The following is a 24,423-nucleotide window of genomic DNA, read 5'->3' on the forward strand; positions in this document are numbered from 1 at the left end:
CCAAATGGTTGATTAACTTTCAAGGGCGCAGGGCGTTCAGGGCAAATTCAATGACGTGGCGGCGCCGCTGCGCCAGCGCGGCGCGCGAACCCAGGGATTTCCCGAATATCGCCGACAGGGTGTGGTTGTTCGAGAAAAAGAAGTAAGAAATGCCGGCGATGGAAATGTATAGATTGAGGGCGTCGATGTCGCCCCGAAACACACCGCGAGCCACGCCTTGCTTCAGCGTGGCGTCAAGCATGTCGATAAAGGGCGAGTGCATTTTGCGAAGCACATTCGATTCCAGGATATGGCTGGCGCGATTGCGGTTTTCGTCGGTCAGCAAGGCAATGAACTCGGGGTGTTCAGCCAAGTAATCGAACGAGAAAGCCACCAGTTGCGACATGGCCTCGAGCGGTTCAAGCGCTTCCAGCGACAGCTGCTTCTCTTTCTCGCGGATTTCGGAATACACGGACTCCAGTGCGACCAGATACAGTCCTTGCTTGCTATTGAAATAGTGGTAGACCAATTGCTTGTTGACACCGGCGGTGCGCGCGATTTCGTCGACCCGCGCGCCGGCGAAGCCATTGCGGGAAAACTCGCTGATCGCCGCCTGGATCAGCGCAGCTTGTGTCGCGACGGCGTCCCGCCGGGCGGGAGCATTAGGGGGATTTTGGGGGGCTGGGCTGGCCATGGCGTCGTCGTGGTTTTCTCTGATTGTGTATCAACCAAACAGTTGGTAATATGAATTATACGCTTGGCCAAGCCGTCCTGGCCTGCTTCCGCCACTTAACTCTTTCATACGGAGTGAGCATCATGCGAACACGATTGTCTGTCGTTCTTCCCGCATTAAGCGCCGCGTTGCTGTTGGCGACTGGTACCCCGGCGGTTGCCGCCGAATCCATAAACCTCATGCTCAACTGGACGCCAACAGCCGACCACGCGCCGCTTTATTATGCCAAAGCGCAAGGCTGGTACAAGGACGCCGGCATCGACCTTACGATCGAGGCCGGCAAGGGCTCCGCGTTGTCGGCGCAGCGCGTTGGCTCGGGTGGTGCCAAGTTCGGTATTTCCGATTTCCCCACCGCGCTTCAGGCCGTGGGCAAGGGTGCCGAACTGAAGGCCGTCATGGTGATCTACGCCAATAGCCCCCAAGGATTCTATTGGCTCAAGTCCTCGGGCATCAAGGGACCCAAGGACTTCTCCGGCCACAAAATCGGCAATCCCCCGGGCGATGCCTCGCGACTGATGTGGCCTGCGTTTGCCAAGAAAATCGGCATCGATCCCGCATCGGTCAGTTTTGTGAACATCAGCCCGCAAGCCAAGGTAGGTGCCTTGAAGAGCAAGGCGGTCGACATCATCAGCGACTTTTATAACGAACACGACCTGAAGGTGCGCGAATTCGGCGACAATCTGGGCTTCATTGCCTGGCGCAATGCCGGCCTGAACATGTACGGCAACTCTTTATTCGTCAATAGCGCGTACCTGGCTTCCAATCCCGAAGCCGTCAAGAAGTTCACCGCCGTGACGCAGCGCGCCTACCAGGCTTGCGTCAAAGACTTCGAGCCTTGCCTGGCGGCATTGACGGCCAACGTCAGCGGCTTAAGCCCCGACAACCAGCGCGACCAATGGAACCGTATCAAGGACTTGATGCGTGACGAAACGACAACCACCGTAGCGCTGGGCGCTTTCGACGGCAAGCGCGTCCAGGCCGACTACGACCTGGTAAAGTCCCTGATCGGCTTGGACAAGGATTTTGATGCTGCTACGATGTTCACTAATGATTACCTCGATAAAAACGTCCGTATGCAGGCAGACAAATAAGCTGGCGGCAAGGCGGTCCCGGCATTGCGCGGGGCCGCAGTCCAAGGGCCGCGGCTTGCTTTTGGGTTTCCAGAATGCCCAATAGCAAGGCTCTGGATTGGTCCAAGGCCCCGCCTGGCTGGAACTGGGCGGCGCAGGACGAAGACGGGCGCTGGTTCTGGTATGGCGTCCAACCCTCGCCCAGCATGGGCGGGGGCGTTTGGCGGGCGCCATCCCGAGCCCAGGTTTTTGCCTGGCAGGCCGAAATCAACCCTCTGTGGTACGAAACGCTGCAGCGCCGCGAGGGCTAGGCCTTACCCGGCTTTCGAAACGAATTTACGCTGGTCGTGGGCGGCTAGCCCACAAGCCCCCGATTCCGCCCCGATTGCTGCCTGACAGGGTAAATTGTGTTTAGAGGCTTTGCGCGCCAAATGTATCGCATTGCGCGGTGTCGCCGCTTTTGAAGCCGCGGGTAAACCACTTTACCCGCTGAGCGGAAGTGCCATGGGTGAACGAGTCGGGCACCACATAGCCTTGCGACTTTTTCTGCAGGCGGTCGTCGCCGATGGCGGTTGCCGCGTCCAGCGCCTCTTCAATGTCGCCATCCTCCAGGGTGGCGCGCTGTTCGTTCGAGTGGTTGGCCCAGACGCCGGCAAAGCAGTCGGCTTGCAGTTCTACCCGCACCGACATCTGGTTGGCCTGGGTTGCGCTGGCGCGTTGGCGCAGCCGGTCGACCTGGTCGGTAATGCCGCGCAGGTGCTGTACATGGTGGGCAACTTCATGGGCGATCACATAAGCCTGGGCGAAGTCGCCCGGCGAATCCAGCTCTTGCGCCATCTGGCGAAAGAAGCTCAGGTCCAAATATACTTTGCTGTCTCCAGGGCAGTAGAAGGGGCCCATCGCGGCCTGACCTGTCCCGCAGGCCGTGGGCGTGGCACCGGTGTACAGGACCAGCCTGGGCTGCTGGTAGTTGCCCCAGTTGTGCTGCTGGAACAGCTTGCCCCAGGTGTCTTCGGTGTCGCCCAGTACTTTGGCGACAAAACGGCTTTCGGCATCGTTGGCAGGGCCGCCGGCGGGCGCGCTGTATTGGGTTTCTTGCGGGTCCGACATGGTTTGCAGGACGATACTGGGGTCCACACCGAAGTAGATGGCGACCAGGGCCAGCACGATGGTTCCCAGACCTATCTTCCCGCGCCCGCCCAGCGGCAGGCGGCTGCCGCGCCGGTCTTCTATATTTTGGCTTTCACGTGAATTGTCCAGGCGCATTGTGTACTCCTTGATACGGGTAGATGGTCTTCGATGAACCGGAAAGTCTGAATTTTATTGCCTATGGCGGGTGGGCACCGTAAACTGCCCCTTTTTATGTGTGGTTTGGTTACTCTGGACTTGAATGCCCGAACCCACCGGACAGTACACTGCAGTGTTAGGATACGTTTCATGGCCCAGTCTTTTGTTGTTCATCCTCAAAACCCGCAGCCCCGTTTGCTTAAGCAGGCCGGCGAACTGTTGGCCAAAGGCGGGCTGGTGGCTGTTCCGACCGATTCCAGCTACGCGCTTGTCGCCAGGCTGGACGACAAGACCGCCGCCGACTCATTGCGTCGCCTGCGCGGGCTGGACGAACGCCATCATCTTACCTTGCTGTGCCGCGACCTGGCCGAAATAGGCCATTTTGCGCGTGTCGACAACCGGCAATACCGCTTCCTTAAAATGGCAACACCCGGCCCCTGGACCTTCATACTCGAGGCTACGCGCGAAGTGCCGCGCCGTGTGTCGCATCCGTCGCGCAAGACCATAGGCATACGCGTGCCCGATCATCCCGTTGCGCTGGGCCTGATCGAACATGCCGGTTCGCCGCTTATTTCCACCACGCTTATCCCCCAGGACGAAGACGAACCCTTGAATGACGCTGAAGAGATCCTCAGCCGCTATGCCAACCAGTTGGCGGCCGTCATAGACGGAGGGCCATGCCCGCTTCAGCCCACAACCGTCATTGACCTGACCGGCCCCGAACCCGAGGTTGTACGGCGCGGCCAGGGAGATTTGTCTGCGCTGGGCCTGGACTGAACGCCTCGAACGGGGCACTTCCGAACTTTTCTTCAGGGCGCCGGCCCAAGCTATAGGCTGATGCTGAATCGGCCCCGCCCATGAATCTGGAATTTGAATGGAATCATTGATACAAACCATTACGGTTTATGCTTTACCTGTGCTGTTCGGAATTACCCTTCACGAGGCGGCCCATGGCTATGTGGCCCGCATGTTCGGCGACCCGACGGCCTACCAGGCCGGGCGTATAAGCCTCAACCCCATCCGCCATATCGACCTTGTGGGCACGATCATCGTGCCGCTGGTGCTGTTGTTCAGCACCAAGTTGATGGGCGGGGCGGGTCTGCTTTTCGGGTGGGCGAAACCGGTGCCGGTTGACTGGGGAAGGCTCAACAACCCCAAGCGCGATATGTTGTGGGTGGCCCTGGCGGGGCCGGCGTCCAATCTGGTCATGGCCATCATCTGGGCGATAGAGCTGCGTCTTCTTATGGGGTCGGGGTCGTCCATGGACAGTTTCTGGGTGCAAATGGCTATTGCGGGCATCCAGATCAACCTGGTCTTGATGGCGCTGAATTTATTTCCGCTGCCACCGCTGGACGGCGGGCGGATAGTGTTCAGCCTGTTGCCCCATTCCCTGGCTTATAAGTATTCGCGGCTGGAGCCGTACGGCCTGCTGATCCTCGTTGTTTTGATGATGACCGGCGTATTATGGACGCTGTTATTGCCCCTGCTGGCCCTGGGGCAAACCATCGTGACCTGGTTCCTGTAAAAAACTGTGGGCCTTGCGCCGGCAGGGCCGCTAATCCGGTAAACTTGCACGTTGGATATAAGGTATAAAGGCATGTCCACCGCCTTAAGGTGGGCTTACGGAGACAGTTCTCATCATGGCTAGTACAGATCCCGCTATTCCGACTTTTCAAGGCAGCCTGGTTGCCTTGGTTACCCCCATGCATCCCGATGGCAGCCTGGACTTCGACGCCTACAAAAAACTCATCGACTGGCATGCCGCCGAAGGCACCGACGGGCTTGTCGTGGTGGGCACCACGGGCGAATCTCCCACCGTCAGCATGCAAGAGCACTCTGAACTCATCCGCGTCGCGGTCGAACATTCGGCCGGACGCATGCCCGTCATTGCCGGCGTGGGCGGAAACTCCACCCAGGAAGCCATCGAACTGTCGCACTACGCTAAACAGGTGGGCGCCCAGGCGGGACTGTCGGTAGTGCCGTACTACAACAAGCCTACCCAGGAAGGCATGTACCAGCACTTCCGTGCCATCGCCGAAGCTGTCGACCTGCCCGCCATTTTGTACAACGTGCCGGGCCGCACGGTTGCCGACATGTCCAACGAAACGATTCTGCGTCTGGCTCAGGTCCCGGGCATTATCGGCGTCAAGGACGCCACGGGCGACATCGGGCGCGGCGCGCGTCTGCTGCATGACAAGCCTGCCGGCTTCCAGGTGCTTAGCGGCGACGACGCGACGGCGGCCGCGCTTATTTTGTTGGGCGGCCAGGGTAATATTTCCGTTACCGCCAATGTGGCTCCCAAGCTTATGCGCCAGTTGTGCGAGGCCGCGCGCCTTGGCGATGTGCCGCGCGTGCGCGAACTCAACGGGCGCTTGTCCCAGTTGAATAAAATTCTGTTTGTTGAATCCAACCCGATTCCCGTGAAATGGGCCGTTGCTGAAATGGGCTTGTCAAAACTGGGCTATCGTTTACCTTTAACACCCCTGAACGAGCAGTTTCACGCAGTGATTCGCAGTTCGTTAAAAGACGTGGGCTTGATCTGAACATGATGAAAATGCGTATGAACAAACGCTATGCCAGTTTAACAATTGGTCTTGGGCTGACTGTACTGGCGGGCTGCTCGCAGCTTAATCAGCTAATGGGAAGCGAAGAGGCGGTCAACTACAAAAGCACTGTGGCCGGCGACCCTCTCAGTATTCCGCCCGACCTGAGCCAAGCCAATAGCGGCGCGCATTACAAGGCGCCCGAAGGCTCGGCTACGTACAGCCAGTTTGCCAAGAATCAGCAAGAGCGCCGTACCGCCGGGCCAGGCGAAAACATCCTGCCGCAAGCCAGCGGCATCCAGGTCATGCGCGATGGCAATATCCGTTGGCTGGTGGTCGATCAGCCCGCTGAAGCGGTCTATCCCAAGGTCGTCGACTTCTGGGGCGAGCAGGGCTTCACCATTCGCACTCAAAATCCGCGTGCGGGCCTGATGGAAACCGACTGGGCCGAGAATCGCGCCAAGATCCCCGAAGGCTGGATCAAAAGCGCGCTGGGCAGCATCATGGATTCGGTCTTCGACAGCGGCGAACGTGAACGCTTCCGTGCGCGGCTTGAGCGCGTCAACGGTAAAACCGAAATCTACATCAGCCACGACCAAATGGTTGAAACCGGGACCGCCGACAACCGCGGCTGGAAGTGGGTCGAAGGCAAGGAAGATCCCGGCCTGAACGCCGCCATGCTGGCGCGCCTTATGGTGTTTTTGGGCACCGACGTCCAGACAGCCCAGGCCAAGATAGAGCAGGCCGAGAAAGCCCCGGGTGTTGCGCAGGTTACGCAGGCACAAGACGGCCAAGTGGCTCTGACGCTTGCTGAACCGTTCGATCGCGCTTGGCGCAGGGTGGGCGTGGCTTTGGATTCCGCCGGCTTTTCGATAGATGATCGCGACCGTTCCACAGGCGATTATTTCGTCCGCTACCTCGATACGGACACAGGCCAGAAGATCGAGCAGCCCAACTTCATCAGCCGTATGTTCGGCGGGAAGGGCACTTCCGAAGCCAAGGTATACCGTATTCATGTGGCGCAGCAAGGCCAGGGTTCGGTGGTCAACGTCCTCGACCAAAACGGCCAGCCTGACACCACCGATACGGCAAAGCGCATTATTACCGTATTGAACGGCCATATGTAAGCGCTGTCCTGCCGCAATGCAAAAAACCGGGCTAGAGCCCGGTTTTTTTATTGCCTGCTCGGCAATGGCTTCAGTAGGCCTCAAGGGCTTCTAAAGATGGAATATGGGTTCCGAACCAGTGTAGCGTGTCGGCCATGGCGGCGACTTCGCCTATAAGCAGCATCGAGGGCGCTTGCACTTGATGTTCCAGCACAAGTTGCGGCAAGTCGCGCAGGCGGCCGGTTACGACGCGTTGATTGGGGCGTGTGCCGTTTTCGATTATTGCCACGGGTGTGTCGGGACTGCGGCCGTGCTCTTGAAGCTGTCGGGCCAGCCATTGAATCTGGCTTACGCCCATGTAGAAAGCCAGGGTTTGTTTTTCGGCCGCAAGCGAATGCCAGTCCAGTTTGTCGTTTTCTTTGGCGCTGTGCGCGGTAATGAAGCGCACGGACTGGGCATGATTACGGTGGGTTAGCGGGATGCCGGCGTATGCGGCGCAAGCTATGGCCGCTGTAATTCCGGGAATGACTTCGTACGCCACACCATGAGCTTGCAGAAACTCCAGCTCTTCGCCGCCCCGCCCGAAAATAAAGGCGTCGCCGCCTTTCAAGCGGATTACGCGTTGCCCGTCTTGTGCATGTTGCAGCATCAAGGCATGAATGCGGTCCTGTGTTGCATCGTGGTCTTCGCCCACGCTTTTGCCAACGCAAACCTGGGTCGCATCGCGTCGCGCCAATGCCAGTATTTCAGGACTGACCAGGCGATCATACAAAATGACATCGGCTTCGTTCAGCGCGCGCAAGGCTTTAAGGGTAAGCAGGCCGGGGTCGCCTGGGCCTGCGCCCACCAGCAACACTTTACCGGTGGGAGAACCAGGGGCGCACTCCAGTTCCTGTTCCAGCCACTGTTCGGCCAGCGCAGGCTGTTGCGAGCGCAGGGCGCCGGCAACAGGACCGTCCAGCAACCAGTCGTAGAATTGGCGCCGCTGGTTCAGGTTTGGTCGCAACCGCCGAATGGCGGGGCGATGTTTTTCCGCCAGGGCGGTAAGGGCGCCCAAAGAGTGGTCGAACAAAGTCTCCAGCTTTTCGCGTACACGCCGTGCAAGAACCGGCGCACTGCCGGACGATGAAATGGCAATCACCAGCGGTGAGCGGTCGACGATGGAGGGCATCTGGAAACTGCAAAGCTCGGGGTCGTCGACCACATTGATAAAGCGGCAGGCCTGGTTGGCCAGCAAAGCTATGTGTTTATTGAGATTACGGTCGTCGGTTGCCGCCACGATCAGCCAGACTTGCTCCATCCAGCCTGGTTGAAATTCGTCTTCCAGCAGTGTGATTTTTTCCTGCTCCGCCATCAGCCTGATCGCAGGTGTGAAAGAGGGCGCGCCGACCCGGACTTGGGCCCCCGCAGCCAGCAAACTGGCGATCTTGCGCTCGGCCACCGCACCGCCGCCCACGACCAGTACCAGCTTGTTTTTCAGGTCTGCAAATAAAGGGAAGAGATTCATGAAAAACTCAAAAGGGATTAGGGCATGCAGCAAGCCCCGGGCAATAAGTCATGATCGTGCTTGATAATAGCCGATAACCGATGAACTACCGGCGCGAACTGTGGCGCCGGTTTACAGAGGGACGCAGCGCAAGGCGGCGATCTTGCGTGTCAGGCAGAGGCCTGAACCAGAACGATGGGTATCAGGTTCTGGGTCGGCTCAGGAAGCGTTCCGCTGCGGATCAGGTAGTCGCCGAATTTCTCATCATTCAAGCGATCCTTGGCGTAGGCGCCGAACAAGGTATCGAGCGCGGCAAGAATTTCCGGTTCGGTTATGTTTTCGCGGTACACAATATTCAAACGCCGTCCGGTGAAATCCGCACCCAACCTCAGGTCATAGCGGCCAGGCGCGCGTCCGACCAAGGCGATCTCGCCAAGATAAGGGCGCGAGCACCCATTGGGACAGCCCGAAATACGAAACTGAATGGGCTCGTTCAGCAGGCCGTGGCCGTCAAGCAGGCTTTCCAGCTTGGTAAGCAGTTCGGGCGCGTAGCGTTCGCTTTCGGCCATGGCAAGGCCGCAAGTCGGCAGCGCAACGCAGGCAATGTTGTAGCGGCGGATGCCGCTTTGCCGCTTATAGCCATCCAGACCATATTCGGCAACCAGCTTATCGATAGCCGCCTTGTCGCGCGTTGCAACGTTGGCAACAATCATATTCTGGTTGCAGGTCAGGCGGAATTCGCCTTTGTGGATGCGCGCGATTTCGCGTACGCCGGTAAGCAGGCGCAAGCCTTCTTCGTCCCACAAGCGGCCGGACTCAATATACAAGCCCAGATGCCACTGGCCGTCTTCGCCCTTGATCCAGCCGAAGCGGTCGCCGTTGTGGTCAAAGTGGTAGTCGCGCACGGATTGCAAGGCAAAGCCCACGCGTTGTTCGAGTTCGGCCTTGAACCACTCCAGGCCCCGATGGTCGATGGTGTACTTCAGCCGCGCATGCTGGCGTTCCTTGCGGTTGCCGTAATCGCGCTGCGTGGTCACTACGCCTTCGGCGACCGCAATAAGCTGTTCCGGCTTAACGAAGCCTATCAGGCTGCCCAGGCGCGGGTATGTGGTGTCGTCGCCGTGTGTTGCGCCCATGCCGCCGCCCACTGCCACATTGAACCCTTGCAACTGGCCGTTTTCAATAATGGCGATCAGGCCCAGGTCGTTGGCGAAGACATCGATGTCGTTGAGCGGTGGGATCGCAATTCCGATCTTGAATTTGCGCGGCAGGTAGGTGTGACCGTATAACGGCTCTTCCTCAGGTTCGCCGACTATCTTTTCGCCGTTGAGCCATATTTCATGGTACGCGCCAGTACGGGGCAGGAAGTGCGTGGAAAGCTGTTCTGTCCAATCCTGCACGACTTGATGCTGGCTTGACAGCTGGGGATTGACCGAACTGACCACCTGGCGATTGACATCGCCGCAGGCGGCCAGTGTGGTGGCCAGCGCATCGTGAATGGCCTGCATCGAAGGCTTGACGTCGCGCTTGATGATGCCATGCCATTGGAATGTCTGGCGCGTGGTGATGCGCAGGCCGCGCGTTGCCCATGTGGTGGCAATATGATCGAAGGCCAGCCATTGCTTTGGCGTGACGACGCCGCCGGGCAGGCGCGCGCGAATCATGAACGAATAGGCGGGCTCCAGTTTCTGCTTGCGGCGTTCGTCGCGCAGGTCGCGGTCGTCCTGCATATAGCTGCCGTGAAATTTAAGCAGCTTGGTGTCGCTGTCGGCAATGGCGCCGGTGACTGGGTCGGCCAGGCCTTCGGTAATGGTTCCGCGCAGGTAGCGGCTGTCCACCTTAATTTGCTCCAAAGGAGCAAGCGGGCTCTTCATTAAACTATTCATGAGTATCCTGAATCAATATACGTCGCGGGCGTAGCGGCCCTGAGCGGCCAGATCGTCGAGCCAGGCCTTGGACTGTTCCGCATCGAGCCCGCCTTCGGTCTGGGCAATGCGCAAAAGCGCCTGGTGAACGTCCTTGGCCATATGGGTGGCGTCGCCGCACACATAAACATGGGCACCCGACTGGATCCAGTCGTACAGATCGGTGGCGCGTTCCAGCAGCTTGTCCTGAACGTATACCTTGTTTTCCTGGTCGCGCGAGAACGCCAGGTCCAGCCGGGTCAGATGGCCACCGCGCAATGCGCTTTGCCATTCGGTTTGGTAAAGAAAGTCGGAATGAAAATGCGGATTGCCGAAAAACAGCCAGTTGCGTCCGCTGGCCTCGGTAGCACTGCGTTCCTGGACAAAGGCGCGAAACGGAGCGACACCGGTGCCGGGACCTATCATGATGACGTCCCTGGCCGAATCGGCAGGCAGGCGAAAGCGGGTGTTTTCTTCAATAAAAACGGGTAGTGTGTCGCCTTCATTCAGGCTGCTGACGAATCCCGAGGCAACGCCCCAGCGTTGTTCGCCCTCGTGGATATAGGAAACATTGGCCAGGGTCAGATGAACTTCATTCTCGACCACCGACTGGCTGGACGCTATGGAATACAGGCGCGGTGTCAAAGGGCGCAGTGTCTTGATCAACTCGGCGGCGCTCCAGGAGGCCGGGTATTTCTTCAGGACATCCAGCAACTGCTGCGTGGCCAGAAGCTGCCTGAATTCTTCATGTTGCTCGGGTTGCAGAATGCGCTTGAGCTCATCGTTCTTGCCCAGCTCGGCATGTGCAACAAGAAACGGTTTGGTCAGTTGCGTCAACTCGCGATGCTTGCCGAGCCATTCGCCGACTGTACGGCTGGTGTTGGCGATTTCGACTTTTTCATTGGCGTCCAGTTTCAGGGCTCCAATGACGGCTTGCACTAAAGCATCCGCCTGTGTCGGCCAGACGCCCAGCGAATCGCCGGGCTTATAGCTAAGCTGGCTGCCTTCGAGCGAGATCTCTATATGGCGGATGTCCTTGCTGCTGCCCCGGCCGGTCAGGGCCTGGTTTTGCAACAGCTCGGCATGAAAAGGCTGTTCGCGGGTTGCCTTGGCGGTTTTGCCGGGATGCAGCGCGGTGACGCTGGCGGTGGGTATGTCGGTTTGCTTGAATGCCTTCTGCGCATGTTCAAGTGCTTGTTCCACCCAGGGCGTCGCGACGGTTTCGATGTCCAGGTCGGCGGCGCCGGCGTCTTGCAGGCGTTCGGCACCCAGCTCCGCCAGGCGGGCATCCAGCTTATGGGAAATGCCGCAAAACGAAGGATAGCTGGAATCGCCCAGCCCCAACACGGCGTATTTCAGCTGCGGCAGTTTGGGTGCGCGCCTGCCGGTCAGGAACTCGACGAAACCGATGGAATCGTCGGGCGGGTCGCCGTCGCCCTGCGTGCTCATGACGATATACAGCAACTGTTCGGTTTTCAGGTCGCGGGTGGCGTAGCTGTCGGCGCGCACCAGTTGAGTAACCAGGCCTTGGGCATTTGCGCGTTCGGCCAAAGACTCCGCAATTCGCCTGGCGTTGCCGGTCTGGCTGCCATATACGATAGTCAGCCGCTTTACCGCATTGGCCGCGGGAGCGGCAACCGCGGCGACATGCGGCACCGATTGCCCCGTGGGAGCTTGTTCTGCCAAACCGGCAAAGTAACCCGACAACCAGTTCAGTGCACTGGGCTCGAGGTCTTGGGTAAGCTGACCAAGCAGGGACTTCTTGGATTCTGGAAATTGATTTAGAGCCAACATAATGCGCTTGTAAAGGTGAGGCCAGCGTTCATTCTAGGCACTCGCCTCGCCTGCGCGAACGACAAGATTCTTATTTCTTTATACGGTATTTGCTTATGTGCCGTAATTATTTAAGGACTCGCTGAACGAGTCCCGCAAATACAGCCTGCCGGGCCGCCGGATGCGGCTTCCGGGCGGGGGCTTAAGCAAACGCTACCGGCGATCTTCGTTCATTCCGCCGTGTAGTGTAGCCATCCTTCGGCCAGCCAGTCGGTCAGCACCTGTTTTTCGTTTGGCGCAAGGCGTCTGGTCAACGCTGCCGTGCACGGCAGCCGACGCTCATTTGCCAGGATCCGCATAAGGGCAGAGGCCGGCGCCTTGGCTACTTCGCCGTTGATAAACAGTGCTTTGCCTCGATACATGAGGCGGGTGCAGCGATCCAGCGCAAGCACGCCCACCGCGGGTATTTCCGCCGTAAGGTCGGGGTGTTCTTCCTGCGGCTCGAACCACGCCGCACGCGACGGCTCGGTCAGCCATTGGCCCAGAAAGCGATTCGCCAGGTTTTGATCGAATCGTATTTTCCCCACAGCCTTGATCGCCGCTTCGATCAGCGTATCGGGCAAAAGGGCGGGGCTTTCCGTAGCAGCTGCGCCAGGATCCTTGTAGGTATCGGACAGTACGGGGCCGGGTAAGGGTGGTGTTGCGTACAGCCCACTGTCGTCGCCGACGCGAGCCATGACCTGGTCGCCGGCGGCGTCGAGCATGCCGCGCGCCAGCGCTGCCATGGTGGGGGCGCGAAAGCCGATTGAAATCGTCATGCAATCGCCTTGAGCGATGCCGTCATGGGCAATATGCGGCGGCAAGTACAGCATGTCGCCCGGCTCAAGCACGTATTCGTCCTGGCTTTGGAAATTCTTCAGGATTTTCAGCGGCAGGCGCGGTTCCAGCGACAGGTCCTCCTGGCTGCTGATGCGCCAACGGCGCTGGCCGTGGGCTTGCAGCAAAAAAACGTCATAGCTGTCGAAGTGCGGACCAACGCCGCCGCCGTCGGTGGCGATGCTGATCATGGCGTCGTCCAGCCTGGCATCCGAGATAAAGCGAAACTGGTGCAGCAGGTTGGAGGTGGCATCGTCGTGAGCGTCGACATTCTGGGCCAGCAAGGTCCAGCCAGGTTGCCTGGCGGGAGGCAGGCGCGAAAACGGACCTTGTTTCATTCTCCAGTTGCCGTCCTTGCGCCAGATCAGCCGCGATTCGACTTCATCGCGTTTGGCCAATTGCTTTATATCGGCAATGCTCAGGCTGGGCCGGTAGCCTGGGATGGCCTGGCGTATCAATAAAGGCTTGCGCTGCCAATAGTGGCGCATAAAGGCTTTGGGCGTCAGGCCGCCCAGCAGTGCAAGAGGTTGTTCTATGTTCATGAGTAGTCGGCACGCAAGCCGTAAAGTAGATCAAGCGCTTCGCGCGGCGAAAGTTGGTCGGGGTCGATGGCCGCCAGGCGTGCCTTAAGCTCGTGCAGCTCGTCCAGGGTGGCGTCGTCGGCGGATGCCGCTGAGTTGCCGCTTTCCGCGTCGTCCGCGGGTGCGGCGAACAGGTCCAGTTGCGGCGTAGGAGCGCCAGAGGCCTCCAGCCGGGAGAGTTCGCGGCTGGCATGGCGGATGACCGAGGCGGGTATGCCTGCCCGCTGTGCCACTTGTATGCCGTAGCTGCGGCTGGCCGGTCCGGGCTGGACTTCATGCAGGAACACAATGCCTGAAGGCGACTCGGCCGCGGCAAGGTGAACGTTGGCCGCGCAGGGTTGTTCGTTGGGCAGCCGGGTAATTTCAAAGTAGTGCGTCGCGAATAGCGTAAGCGCCTGATTATGGGTCAGTAGCCGGTGCGCGATGGATCCGGCCAGCGCCAATCCGTCGTATGTGGAGGTGCCGCGTCCGATTTCATCCATCAGCACCAGGCTTTGCGGCGTGCTGGCCGCCAGGATTGCCGCGGCTTCCGTCATTTCCATCATGAAGGTCGAACGCCCGCCCGCCAGATCGTCGGCGGCTCCTATGCGGGTGAAAATGCGGTCGATCTGGCCAATGCGCGCATGGTTGGCGGGCACGAAGCTGCCAGTGCGGGCCAGCAGCGCGATCAATGCAATTTGCCGCATATAGGTGGATTTTCCGCCCATATTGGGGCCGGTAATCAGAAGCATGCGGCGCTGCGGACCAAGTTCGCAATCGTTGGGAGTAAAGCGCTCGATCGTGCGCTCGACCACGGGATGACGGCCCGCTTCGATGGCAATTTCGCTATTGTCCGAAAGTTCCGGAGCCACCCAATCGTTAAGCCGGGCGTGTTCGGCCAGGGCTGCCAGCGCATCGATCTGTGCCAGCGCGCCGGCGCAGGCCGAAAGGGCGGCCGAGTAGGGGGCCAGCAAATCCAGCAAATTCTCGAACAGCCATTTCTCGCGCGACAGGCTGCGATCTTTGGCCGACAGAACCTTGTCCTCCCAGGTTTTCAGTTCGGGCGTAATGTAGCGTTCGGCGTTCTTCAGTGTTTGGCGCCGCCGGTAGTCGGCGGGTACTTTATCGGCCTGTCCGCGCGACACCTCGATGAAGAACCCATGCACGCGGTTGAACTCCACGCGTAGCGTGGCAATGCCGGTGCGCTCGCGTTCGCGCGCCTCCAGTTCCAGCAGAAACTCGCCGCTGTCGCTCGCCAGGCGCCGCAATTCATCCAGTTCGGCATCGTAGCCTGCGGCAATGACGCCGCCGTCGCGCACCATCAAGGCCGGCTCGGCGTCTACCGCCGTGCGCAGCAATGAAGTCAGCTCGGGCGCCATTTCGAGATCGCCGACAAAGCGTTGCAGTCCGGGAGTCAAGTTGAAGGACTGTGCGATGTGGCTGGCTACTTCGGGCAGCATGGCCAAGGCCTCGCGCAGGCTGGCCAGCTCGCGTGGCCGCACCGAACGCAAGGCAATGCGCGTGGCGATGCGTTCGATATCGGGGTAGCGGTTCAGCGCCTGGCGCAGCCGGTCCAGGGCGTCGGCGGGGCCAAGCGTATTGCCGCTGGCCGGCGAAAGCAGCGAAGCGATGACATGCTGGCGCTCCAGCACCGGCGCGTTGTCGCGCAGCGGATGATGCAGCCAGCGGCGCAGCAGTCGACTACCCATGGGCGTCTTGCAATGATCCAGGGTTGAGAACAGCGTGGGGCTTTCTTCGCCGCTAAGCGTTTCCGTCAGTTCCAGGTTCTTGCGCGTGACGGGATCGAGCACCAGGTATTCGCCCGCCCGGTCGACCCGTATCGACTGAATATGAGTCAGGGCCTGGGTTTGTGTGCGTCCCACGTAGCGCAGCAGCGCACCGGCGGCGCACATGGCGGCCGGCAGATCGGCCAGGTCGAAGCTGGCCAGGGAGTCCACATTGAAGTGTTTTTGCAGCACATCGCGCGCATTGTCGGCCTCGAAGTGCCAGTCCGGAATGGCGCTTATTGCCATGCCGCCATCGGGCCTCCAGCGCAGGCTTTCAGCGCACACCAGTTCGGCGGGCGCCACCCGGTGCAGCTCGGTGTCCAGCATTTCGGGAGTGCATTCGGTTACGCTGAACTGGCCATTGGCAAGATTCATCCATGCCAGCCCCGTGCGTTCCGCGCGATTGACGCGCGTCGTCCAGGCCGCAGCGATAAGGCGGTCGGCCTTGGCGGGCAGCAAGGCTTCGTCGGTCAATGTGCCGGGCGTGACTATGCGCATGATCTTGCGCTCGACCGGCCCCTTGCTGGCAGCAGGGTCGCCCACCTGTTCGCAAATAGCCACTGACTCGCCCAACGCGACCAGCCGGGCCAAATACCCCTCCATGGCATGGAACGGCACGCCCGCCATGGGAATGGGCGCGCCATTGGATGCGCCGCGCTTGGTCAGGGTAAGATTCAGCAGGCGCGCCGCGCGCTCGGCATCGTCATAGAACATTTCATAAAAATCGCCCATCCGGTAAAACAATAAGTGCGCCCCGGCTTCTTCCTTAAGGCGCAAATACTGCTGCATCATGGGAGTGTGCGAAGATAAATCAGTTTTACTCATATAAATCAACTAGTTATGGTTTCTTCGCTGTTTTCTTGGGACAAATTTGGGACGATTTGACGCATGTTTTGCATGCTCTCCCAGATGCGTTCGAGCTCGCTGGGGGACTCTGAGTCTATCCAGCGGGCATACACTTGCACGAGCATGGAGTAATCATTGTGGCCCATCTGATTAGCGATGAAGGCCAGGTTGCCGCGAGCCGTCAGATTCCAGCATGCGTAGGTGTGGCGAGTTTGATAAGGCGGGCGCGGGCGAATCTCCGCGCGCCGGATCAGATTGCCCCATTTGGTATTCCAGGCGCTGGGCACAAAGAACTCGTTGACTTCCTTTCTGCGTGCTTGAGTCTTGGGCGATAGGAAAACGCGCACGCGGTCGGTACGCGATTCGTGGCGGTTCAGCCAGACTTGCAGATCAACGGGCTTGCGATGTTTGGCGCCCTCAATAAGCACCCGCAGTGCCTCTTGAGCGGGTGGGAACAGCAAGACGGTGCGTTCCTTGTTTGTTTTGGGAACCTTGAAGGTCATGGATTGGGTTATGGATCGGCGTACCGTGATCTTGCTCAGGTCGGCGGCTACATCCTCCACAGCCAATGCCAGCAACTCACCGGGGCGCAGCCCGGTATAGACCGACAACGTGACTGCTGCCCGGTCAATCGGGTGTATGCAGCCTTTATCAATGAGCAACTGATATTCCTCGAAGCTCAACGGATCGGGGTCTTTGTGGCTTTTGGTGAAGCGGGTGCAATGCTTGGCCAGATCCTTGCAGTATCCGTTGTCTTCGCACCAATACAGGAAGCCGGAGAAGGTGGCGAGGTAGTGATTGACAGTAGAGACCGCGCGGGTGGCGATCAGATCGACTCGCAATTGCTGGATGTCTGCTGGCTTGAGTGCGTCGATTTGGCGGTCGCGGCCGATCGTCTCCAGGCAGACGTTTAGCGCGTTCTCGTAGCGTGACTGTGTTTCCGGTGTGATGTCCACCGCTTTGAGCGGCTTGTAGCGGTCGCACAGGTCGTCCAGGCGTTTGCTGGTTTGGACAGCGCTTTCCGCTGGGCGCGTGTGTGGAAACATTTCTGCTTCGTTATAGGTGCCGGTGCGCAACGCATACAGGGCCGCACTGCGCAGACGCGCAGCGTGCTTGAGGTTTGCTTTGGTGGGGTCAAGCCCAAGCGTATGCCGATGGCGCACGCCCTGGTGCATGAAGTCCACGCGGATCGATTTGCCGTGTATCCAGATGCCGGGGAAGCCGGTCTTCGCTACTGCTTCGACTGCCATCACGATGCTCCTGCTGCTTATGCTTACTCCGCCTTCGTTTGTTCGTTCAAGGGCCATTGGCCGGTCTTGAGCATGAAAAGCTCGAAAAGACCGGGAGGCATGGAACGGTCGCCCGCCTCCCAACGCTGCCATGTGCGCAGCGATACCCGCACAATTTGCGCTGCTTCCGTTTGAGTAAGGCCAGCCACGATGCGGGCATCACGAATGGTGGCGACCGGCGGGCTTTGCTGCTTCGTCGATTCAGACATAGACAAGAATGGTGGAAACCTGCGCGTATGCACCCAGTCCGCGAATTATATACGACCATTGGTCGTATTGCAAAAGCTGCCATTCCGTATTGGTGACGGGTGCTTATGTCTTGCAATCGTCACTCAGAAGGATCTGGCGTGCGCCGTGCTTTCCACCCATCGCTCGAACTCGGCAAGGTTCAAAAAGATGCGGCCATCCGGCGCTTTGCGCCAGATGCGACCTTCCAGCCAAATTCCACCTTTGACCTTGTGGCGCACCGCGTTCTCGCTGTAGCCAGTGACTTCGGCAAACCGCTTGACGAGTACCCATCGGCTTGGATTGCTCACGGCGTTCTCCCTGTGTGCCGGCACCATACCGGTGATTGAAATGACATAGAAGCATTGTTGCCGGAGCCCGTCGTTAAGGAAACTTGTGTGGGCGTAGATAGGCGTAGGAGAGCCTGGAGATAGTGTCGCTGATAAGTTGATTGAGCTTGGCATCCCGGCGTGCCGCCGTCGGGTTCGCGGGCTGCGCCCCGCGCTTTGTGCCGAATCCCGGCCATCCGGCATTGACCCCTGATGCCTTCGGCCCTTGTGGGCCTGCGCGCTGCGCTTGCCAAAAGCAGGTAGTGCAATGGGCGGGGAGTGGGCGACCACAAAAAACATTCGCTATCATATTAAAATTGCTCACTTAGAACGATAGGCCGGCTTTCGTTTTTTATAGGCCGTATACATCAACAAAAAAACGACGGCAGTGAGGAAATCGATTTGTTTAATCTGTTGGTGCAATACAGTCCCTGGGGCGCGGGGCGCGACACAGTTCCGGTTGATCGGTTGTTTGAATACACCGACGGTGACATTGCTGCATCCTTTCGTGATGGTGATCAGATCGCCCTCGACCGCCTTATCCGCCTGCCGTGCGTTTTCATGGAAGAGGGCACTGGCGATCAGCTGGCCAGGGTGGGGACAATCACGCGCGCTCGGCATGTCGGGCGGGAAATTGCCATTGAATATACCTTTGATATGGATATCCCGCCCCTCTTGAACAGCGCAATTTTCGCGAACAGGATCGATTTCGATATGCCTCGTGACTTCGAGTTCTCTCGAAGCCATTGGGCAGTAAAGGACGTGGACCTTTACAGGGTTCTTATCCGAAATACGCAGTCGCGTCGACAGCGTCCTTCCGTATTCAATATCACGGAGCATGAGCGGATCGAACCAATGCTGCTTTCGGCCATGATGCCGTTTGACGCTCCCTTCACGCCTGTTTATGAAACGCTTCGACAGACCGCAGAAGTCGTCGGACTTCGCTGCCGTCGCGCTGATGATATCTGGGAAAATCCCGCGATCATTCAAGATATCGTCTCCTTGATCGATCGTTCGCGCGTTGTTATCTGCGATTGTACAAATCGCAACCCAAACGTCTTCTATGAAATTGGTATAGCCCATACCTTGGGTCGTGAAGTTATTCTCATCACCCAGAACGCCAGCGACATACCGTTTGATCTCCGCCACCTTCGCTATGTGGCGTACCTGAATAACGCAGAGGGCCGCCAGGTCTTAGGTCAAACGCTCCAGCGACGCTTGGAAGCTATCGTGGAGGGCTAGTAGGTGCACCAAGGCTTCGAAGACGCGCCCTTGCTCTGTTGGTCGTGTTCCTCCAGCAAAAAGGTGAGATAGCTGCGTGCGAGGTTGCAGTACAGGCGCGCCTCGTGCGGCTGGATTGCGATGCCTTCTTTGAGATCGGTCCCGTGACGGACACCGCCTCCGGTCGGCGATGAAAGGTAGCCGTGCAAGGTCGTCATCCAGGTCATAATATTTTCCTGTGCCTTGCCTCGCTCCCGTTTTTTCATCTCGTTAATGATCGGTCCGAAATACTTCCCCTGAATCGTCACTGTGTCCTCACCTAAGCCTCGAAATGCTGTAGTGATTGATTCCAGAAGGAAGAGGATTTCTTGAACCGCACGTCGGCCCTGACCAATATCGAGCTGCCGTTCGGATTCCGCCAAGCACTCGTTAATAAGCGCGCGGGCTTGCTCATCCAGCGATGGAGCCTGACGCGGAACCGTGATCGGCGTATAGGTGCGTGTTGCGATTAAATCCGGCGGTTGTATTTCATAGCCCGCATCATGTTCCGCCAAGATAGCATTGATGATTTGGACGTCTGGTACGCCCATGCCGGATTGTTCGAGATCGTCGCAGCAATTCCAAAAAGCCTCGATAAACACAGGCGCATTCTCAGCCGAGTTATCCATCAACCGAGAGAGATCGCTCCACGCCCAATCCAAGCTGCTGCTTCGGCCATTTCCGCCGAACCGGCTTTTGCAACGCTCAACCGTTTGCCATATATCATCCTGCGCTGCGATTTTTTCGATCAAGTCGTAAAAATTGCGGACAACGTTTTTCGGAATAGGCCCTGGGCTTTTGAAACGCCACGCTTTATCGAAGTTGAGCAATTTACTTGTCCTCTTGAATCTAGGAGTCTCTACCAATGATCGCTTCCAAGATACAACGGATATCTGGACGTCCAAATTTTGTTGCGCCTGGATGGGCACTTATGGCCGATTCCAGTAATCAGGCTATCAAATGTATCAAATAAAAACGGGATGGTGCTCCATGTCCTCAATGCATCACGCAATCAACTCATAGCGTCTGCGCTCCGCGCACCGCGCTGCTCCACGTTCGCTATCACTCATCCCTGACGGGACTGGCCTTGGCCAGCCTTCCACATCCCTGACGCCTACGGCCCGGCTTCCCTGCTTCGGGCCTGCGCGCTGGCGCTTGCCTGCGGGCGACACCAAAGACCTGGCCGTTGCCTGCCCAGCCATCTTTCCTGTCTTCATCACCTTGTCCGCGACTGTAGCCCGTGGCCGCGTGCCGTCAAGGCGCGCCAGGCCGTGTCCTCGGCTGCGCCTGTGGGCCGCACCAACCTGACGCTTGTTTCCTTGACGGCCCACGTTCGTGGGCTCCTGACCGTCGCGGGCGACGAACTCTGGAAAGACGGTGGCAACGAGGCCAACCGGGTTCTTCGTGCCGACCGCACATCAACAGCTCAAAAGCTTGGGCTTCCGAATCTTGGAATCCGGTGTGCGGTGAACAGCAAACCCCTTCTTTGTCAGGAGAAATCCCATGCTTGCATCCCGCTTCGGTTCCCATTCCCCGGTGCTTCGCAGCGACCGACCGCTGTCGGACGATCAGATCAGGGCCGTGGTTCCGTCCATCTATGCCGATGCCCCACACGAAAGCCGTTCAGAACGCTACCGCTACATCCCTACGGCGGCGGTACTGACGGAGCTACGGAAAGAGGGTTTTGAACCCTTCATGGTGACGCAGACCCGAGTACGCAACGAAGACCGACGCGAACATACCAAGCACATGATTCGCCTGCGCCACGCCAATCAAGTGAATGACAGCATCGCCAATGAAATCATTCTTTTGAACTCGCACGATGGCACAAGCAGCTACCAGATGTTGGCCGGGGCGTTTCGTTTCGTGTGCAGCAATGGCCTTGTATGCGGCGATGCCGTGGCCGATGTTCGCATTCCCCATAAGGGCGACATTACCGGCCAAGTCATCGAAGGCGCTTATGAAGTGTTGGACGGTTTCGAGCGGGTGCAGGAATCCCGCGAAGCCATGCAGGCCATCACACTGGGTGATGGCGAAGCCGAAGTATTCGCCCGCGCAGCGCTGGCCCTGAAATACGACGACCCGGATAAGCCCGCGCCCATCACGGAAAGCCAGATTCTGATGCCGCGCCGGTTTGATGACCGTCGCCCCGATCTGTGGATGACCTTTAATCGCTTGCAAGAAAACCTGATTAAAGGCGGTTTGCGTGGCCGCAGCGCCAACGGTCGCCGCCAGAGTACCCGAGCCGTGCAAGGCATTGATTCCGATATTCGCCTGAACCGTTCCCTGTGGCTGCTGGCCGAGGGTATGCGCCAGTTGAAAGCCTGATTCCCCTACGCGGCAGGGGCAGGCAGCCACCCTTGCCGCGCTTTTCATGGCTGCACTGCAAAACCTCAAGGAGTTTTCACCATGAACGCGATCAATCAAACCGAAACCCAAGTCATCGACACCGCTACGCAGGAAGTCGCCGCCCCGGCGCAAAACCGGATTGTCGTGCCACTATCGCAGCTTCGCGCTTCCAAGCGCAATGTACGCAAGATCAGGCAGTCTGTTGATGCCCTGGCCGAGAGCATCGCCCGCGTGGGGCTGCTGCAAAACCTGACCGTCATTCTGGCCCGCGACGGCGAACATTACGAAGTCGTGGCCGGTGGCCGCAGACTGGATGCGCTCAAGCTGCTGGCAAAGACCCGCCGCATTCCGAAGGATTGGGCGGTGCCGTGCCTGCTGGTGGCCGACGCCAGCGCCCGCACCGTCAGCCTGACGGAAAACGTGCAGCGTGAAGCCATGCACCCCGCAGACCAGTTTGAAGCGTTCGCCGCGCTGGTGGCCGAAGGCCGACCCATCGAAGACATCGCGGCTGATTTCAGCGTGACCCCGCTGGTGGTGCAGCGCCGTTTGAAGCTGGCGAATGTATCGCGGCGTCTGCTGGCCGATTATCGTGCCGATGCCGTCACCCTTGAACAGTTGATGGCGCTTGCCATCACGGATGACCATGCGGCGCAGGAAGCCGCGTTCTATGAAGCGCCCGAATGGCAACGCCAGCCGCACGCTTTGCGTGACCGGCTGACCGAGCGGGAGATTGACGCAGGCCATGCGCTGGTGCGTTTCGCCGGGCTGGATGCCTACGAAGCCGCAGGCGGTGGTATTCGCCGTGATCTGTTCGCGCAGGATGATCGCGGCGTGTATGTCACCGATGCGGCGCTGTTGGACACGCTGGTGCGCCAAAAGCTGGACGAACACGCGGCCACCGTGAAGGCCGAGGGCTGGGCATGGGTGGATGCCACGGCTGCCGCGACCTATGCAGACCTGCAAGCCTTCCAACGCGCCCCGCGTGAGCGGCGCAACCCTACCAAGCGGGAAAGCGACCGCATGGACAAGCTGGAAACCAAGATGCAGGCCATTGGTGAAGCGATTGATGCCGCATTGGAAGATGACGACGAGGAAAAGGCCGACACCTTGCAGGAGGAAGGCGACAGCCTGGGCGAGCAATTGCAGGCGCTGGAAGATCGCCTGCTGGATTACGCCCCGAACGTCAAAGCCGCCGCCGGTGCCATTGTGACGCTGGACCGACAAGGTGAAATGGTGGTGCATCGTGGCCTGATGCGCGAAGCCGAAGCGAAGGCACTGCGCACCTTGGAACGGCTGCGGCAGGGTTTCAGTGGCGAGGATGATGCAGACAGCGATGGCGAGGACGACGAGCAGCCCAAGGCCGCTTCCCTGTCCGACCGGCTGGTGCAGCGTTTGAGCGCCCACCGTACCGCCGCGCTGCAAATCGAGCTGGCCCGGAATCCACAAGCCGCCCTGGCCGCTGTGGTGCATGGCATGGTGCAGACGGTCTTGCAAAAGGGGTATTACTATCGTGATAGTTTGCCGCTGGAAATACGCCTGACCGTGCAAGACCGGCTGGAAAGCATGGCCCCGGACTGGCCGGAATCTCCCTCCGCCGTGGCGCTGGCCGAACTGCAAAAAGCCATAGGCGAGGACTTGCCGCAGGATAGCGCCGAATTGTTCGCTGTCTTGCTGGCAAAACCGCAAGATGCACTGGTGCGGCTGCTGGCGGTGTGCGCGGCGGCAAGCGTGGATGTTGTCACGCCTCGCGCTACCGCGCAGCAACCGGGTGTGGCACTGGCGCAGGCCGTGGGACTGGACATGGCGGCATGGTGGCAGCCGACTGCCGAGGGTTATTTCAAGCATGTATCCAAGGCCGTGATTCTTGATGCCGCGGGCGAGTTCGCGCCCGATGAGGTTTCCCGGCTGGCGAAGCTGAAAAAAGCCGATATTGCCAGCGAAGCGGAACGGCTGGTGGCCGGGTCGGGATGGATGCCCGCTATTTTCCGGGTTGAAGGCCCGCAGGATATGGCGACAGACGAAGACGGCGCAACCGCCGAGGATGGCGGAACGCCCACTGCCATTGAGCCCGCTGATGTAGTCGCCGCATAACTTTGACGATAGGCCAGCGCCCCGGTTCCAGCCGGGGCGCTGGCTGTCTTCATCGGTTCAGATCCCACCGGCCCCAACTCCGTTCCGTCATTGGGGCCGGTGGTCAAAAATCCGGGCGCTGCATCGCCGCGCCCGGAGCCAACAACCAAACCAAATCAGCAGATCACCGTCTTCGCGGTGATCTGTGGCGTTGAAACAGCCGTGCGCCAACGCTGGGTTCTTGCTTAATTCGCAATTCATTATAATATAACCCCCTATACTATATTGAATGGCTGATTTTCATGTCCCATACGTCCCGCCAGAAAGACAAGCTGATCTCCCGCGTCCGTCGAATCAAAGGGCAATTGGAAGGCATTGAACGCGCCCTGGATTCGGAAGCGGCATGTGCGGAAGTGCTGCGTCAGATCGCATCGGTTCGCGGTGCCGTCAACGGGTTGACGACAGAGGTGATGGAAGATCACTTGCGCGAACATGTCCTGATGGCCGAAACCGACAAGGAACGCCACCAGGGTGGCGAGGAAATGATTGCGGTCATCCGGGCCTACATGAAATGACGCCTTGCCCGCACGCCGCTTGCGATATACAGGAATCCTGATGACGACGAATACTATACCGGCCCCGGGCCACGATCACTTTTTTCTCGGTAGCGACCACCAGCGCAATGAAAGCAGGGTGTGGCTGGTCATCGCCCTCACGGCCGGCATGATGCTGGTGGAGATCATTGCCGGTACCTTATACGGCTCAATGGCGCTCGTGGCTGATGGCTGGCATATGTCCACGCATGCCGGAGCCATGTTGATTGCCGTGCTGGCTTATCGTTTCGCGCGCAGGCATGTGTCATTTTCAGAAGGTGACTGCACGGAATATCAAGAGTCGGCTGCACAGTCTTTTCTGATCTGTGGTCGTCTCAGAAAACGGAAAATAAAGCAC

Annotated in this window: 22 protein-coding genes; 11 read left to right on the plus strand and 11 right to left on the minus strand. The window is 59.0% G+C overall.

Features of this window, described 5'->3' with window-relative positions:
- Nucleotides 1-19: 19 nt before the first annotated feature.
- Nucleotides 20-673, minus strand: a complete 654-nt coding sequence (locus tag DFR37_RS13175) for a TetR/AcrR family transcriptional regulator (RefSeq protein ID WP_113933778.1) — start codon at nt 671-673, stop codon at nt 20-22.
- A gap of 122 nt (nt 674-795) precedes the next feature.
- On the opposite strand from DFR37_RS13175, the gene DFR37_RS13180 reads away from it, so the two are divergent.
- A complete protein-coding gene (locus tag DFR37_RS13180; RefSeq protein ID WP_113933779.1) occupies nt 796-1,803 on the plus strand; it encodes an ABC transporter substrate-binding protein in 1,008 nt (335 codons plus the stop codon).
- Nucleotides 1,804-1,877: 74 nt separating this feature from the next.
- Nucleotides 1,878-2,093: a hypothetical protein gene (locus tag DFR37_RS13185; RefSeq protein WP_113933780.1), complete on the plus strand. Its 216-nt coding sequence runs from the start codon at nt 1,878-1,880 to the stop codon at nt 2,091-2,093.
- A gap of 100 nt (nt 2,094-2,193) precedes the next feature.
- On the opposite strand, the gene ypfJ is transcribed toward DFR37_RS13185, so the two are convergent.
- Nucleotides 2,194-3,048: a KPN_02809 family neutral zinc metallopeptidase gene (gene ypfJ, locus DFR37_RS13190; protein WP_113933781.1), complete on the minus strand. Its 855-nt coding sequence runs from the start codon at nt 3,046-3,048 to the stop codon at nt 2,194-2,196.
- Nucleotides 3,049-3,219: 171 nt separating this feature from the next.
- Between ypfJ and DFR37_RS13195 the strand changes: the two genes are divergently transcribed.
- The 4 genes from DFR37_RS13195 (at nt 3,220) to bamC (ending at nt 6,739) form a co-directional block, all read left to right on the plus strand.
- Entirely contained in the window at nt 3,220-3,846 is a 627-nt protein-coding gene (locus DFR37_RS13195; RefSeq protein ID WP_113933782.1) for an L-threonylcarbamoyladenylate synthase, read from the plus strand.
- A 97-nt stretch (nt 3,847-3,943) separates the two neighbouring features.
- Complete coding sequence (locus tag DFR37_RS13200; RefSeq protein WP_113933783.1) at nt 3,944-4,594, plus strand: site-2 protease family protein; 651 nt, start codon at nt 3,944-3,946, stop codon at nt 4,592-4,594.
- Nucleotides 4,595-4,709: 115 nt separating this feature from the next.
- Complete coding sequence (dapA, locus tag DFR37_RS13205; RefSeq protein WP_113933784.1) at nt 4,710-5,612, plus strand: 4-hydroxy-tetrahydrodipicolinate synthase; 903 nt, start codon at nt 4,710-4,712, stop codon at nt 5,610-5,612.
- A 17-nt stretch (nt 5,613-5,629) separates the two neighbouring features.
- Nucleotides 5,630-6,739 carry an NlpB/DapX family lipoprotein gene (gene bamC / locus DFR37_RS13210; RefSeq protein WP_170139912.1) on the plus strand — a complete coding sequence of 370 codons (1,110 nt, stop codon included), beginning with the start codon at nt 5,630-5,632 and terminating at the stop codon, nt 6,737-6,739.
- 70 nt (nt 6,740-6,809) lie between these two features.
- On the opposite strand, the gene cysG is transcribed toward bamC, so the two are convergent.
- From cysG to xisR, 8 genes are all read right to left on the minus strand, one after another.
- Nucleotides 6,810-8,225 carry a siroheme synthase CysG gene (cysG, locus tag DFR37_RS13215; RefSeq protein ID WP_113933786.1) on the minus strand — a complete coding sequence of 472 codons (1,416 nt, stop codon included), beginning with the start codon at nt 8,223-8,225 and terminating at the stop codon, nt 6,810-6,812.
- 149 nt (nt 8,226-8,374) lie between these two features.
- Nucleotides 8,375-10,090 (minus strand): assimilatory sulfite reductase (NADPH) hemoprotein subunit, encoded by a 1,716-nt coding sequence (gene cysI, locus DFR37_RS13220; protein WP_242341838.1) that lies wholly within the window; start codon nt 10,088-10,090, stop codon nt 8,375-8,377.
- A gap of 12 nt (nt 10,091-10,102) precedes the next feature.
- Complete coding sequence (locus DFR37_RS13225) at nt 10,103-11,902, minus strand: assimilatory sulfite reductase (NADPH) flavoprotein subunit (RefSeq protein WP_113933788.1); 1,800 nt, start codon at nt 11,900-11,902, stop codon at nt 10,103-10,105.
- Between the two features lie 209 nt (nt 11,903-12,111).
- Nucleotides 12,112-13,299: a cupin domain-containing protein gene (locus DFR37_RS13230; protein ID WP_113933789.1), complete on the minus strand. Its 1,188-nt coding sequence runs from the start codon at nt 13,297-13,299 to the stop codon at nt 12,112-12,114.
- The gene (gene mutS / locus DFR37_RS13235) at nt 13,296-15,929 is read right to left on the minus strand and encodes a DNA mismatch repair protein MutS (protein WP_429866786.1); all 2,634 of its coding nucleotides are present in this window, start codon (nt 15,927-15,929) and stop codon (nt 13,296-13,298) included. The genes DFR37_RS13230 and mutS overlap by 4 nt, the downstream gene beginning before the upstream one ends.
- A gap of 5 nt (nt 15,930-15,934) precedes the next feature.
- Entirely contained in the window at nt 15,935-17,200 is a 1,266-nt protein-coding gene (locus DFR37_RS13240; RefSeq protein WP_218951472.1) for a tyrosine-type recombinase/integrase, read from the minus strand.
- Nucleotides 17,201-17,223: 23 nt separating this feature from the next.
- On the minus strand, nt 17,224-17,448 hold the full coding sequence (locus DFR37_RS13245; protein ID WP_113933792.1) for a helix-turn-helix domain-containing protein: 225 nt from the start codon (nt 17,446-17,448) through the stop codon (nt 17,224-17,226).
- Nucleotides 17,449-17,571: 123 nt separating this feature from the next.
- Nucleotides 17,572-17,775 carry an excisionase family protein gene (gene xisR, locus DFR37_RS13250; protein ID WP_118994195.1) on the minus strand — a complete coding sequence of 68 codons (204 nt, stop codon included), beginning with the start codon at nt 17,773-17,775 and terminating at the stop codon, nt 17,572-17,574.
- 420 nt (nt 17,776-18,195) lie between these two features.
- Between xisR and DFR37_RS13260 the strand changes: the two genes are divergently transcribed.
- The gene (locus tag DFR37_RS13260; RefSeq protein WP_113933794.1) at nt 18,196-19,035 is read left to right on the plus strand and encodes a hypothetical protein; all 840 of its coding nucleotides are present in this window, start codon (nt 18,196-18,198) and stop codon (nt 19,033-19,035) included.
- On the opposite strand, the gene DFR37_RS13265 is transcribed toward DFR37_RS13260, so the two are convergent.
- Nucleotides 19,032-19,883: a hypothetical protein gene (locus tag DFR37_RS13265; protein ID WP_211317249.1), complete on the minus strand. Its 852-nt coding sequence runs from the start codon at nt 19,881-19,883 to the stop codon at nt 19,032-19,034. The two genes, DFR37_RS13260 and DFR37_RS13265, sit on opposite strands and share 4 nt — an antisense overlap.
- 673 nt (nt 19,884-20,556) lie before the next feature.
- On the opposite strand from DFR37_RS13265, the gene DFR37_RS13270 reads away from it, so the two are divergent.
- The 4 genes from DFR37_RS13270 to DFR37_RS13285 all read left to right on the plus strand — a co-directional run.
- The gene (locus DFR37_RS13270; RefSeq protein WP_113933795.1) at nt 20,557-21,381 is read left to right on the plus strand and encodes a DUF932 domain-containing protein; all 825 of its coding nucleotides are present in this window, start codon (nt 20,557-20,559) and stop codon (nt 21,379-21,381) included.
- An 81-nt stretch (nt 21,382-21,462) separates the two neighbouring features.
- Nucleotides 21,463-23,493 carry a ParB/RepB/Spo0J family partition protein gene (locus DFR37_RS13275; protein ID WP_113933796.1) on the plus strand — a complete coding sequence of 677 codons (2,031 nt, stop codon included), beginning with the start codon at nt 21,463-21,465 and terminating at the stop codon, nt 23,491-23,493.
- 281 nt (nt 23,494-23,774) lie between these two features.
- Nucleotides 23,775-24,047, plus strand: coding sequence for a metal/formaldehyde-sensitive transcriptional repressor (locus DFR37_RS13280; protein ID WP_113933797.1), 273 nt, complete (start codon nt 23,775-23,777; stop codon nt 24,045-24,047).
- Nucleotides 24,048-24,087: 40 nt separating this feature from the next.
- On the plus strand, nt 24,088-24,423 hold a 336-nt coding region (locus DFR37_RS13285), incomplete at its 3' end, for a cation efflux transmembrane domain-containing protein (RefSeq protein WP_245954026.1).

The sequence above is a fragment of the Eoetvoesiella caeni genome, assembly GCF_003315175.1.
In the GTDB taxonomy this organism is placed as follows: domain Bacteria; phylum Pseudomonadota; class Gammaproteobacteria; order Burkholderiales; family Burkholderiaceae_B; genus Eoetvoesia; species Eoetvoesia caeni.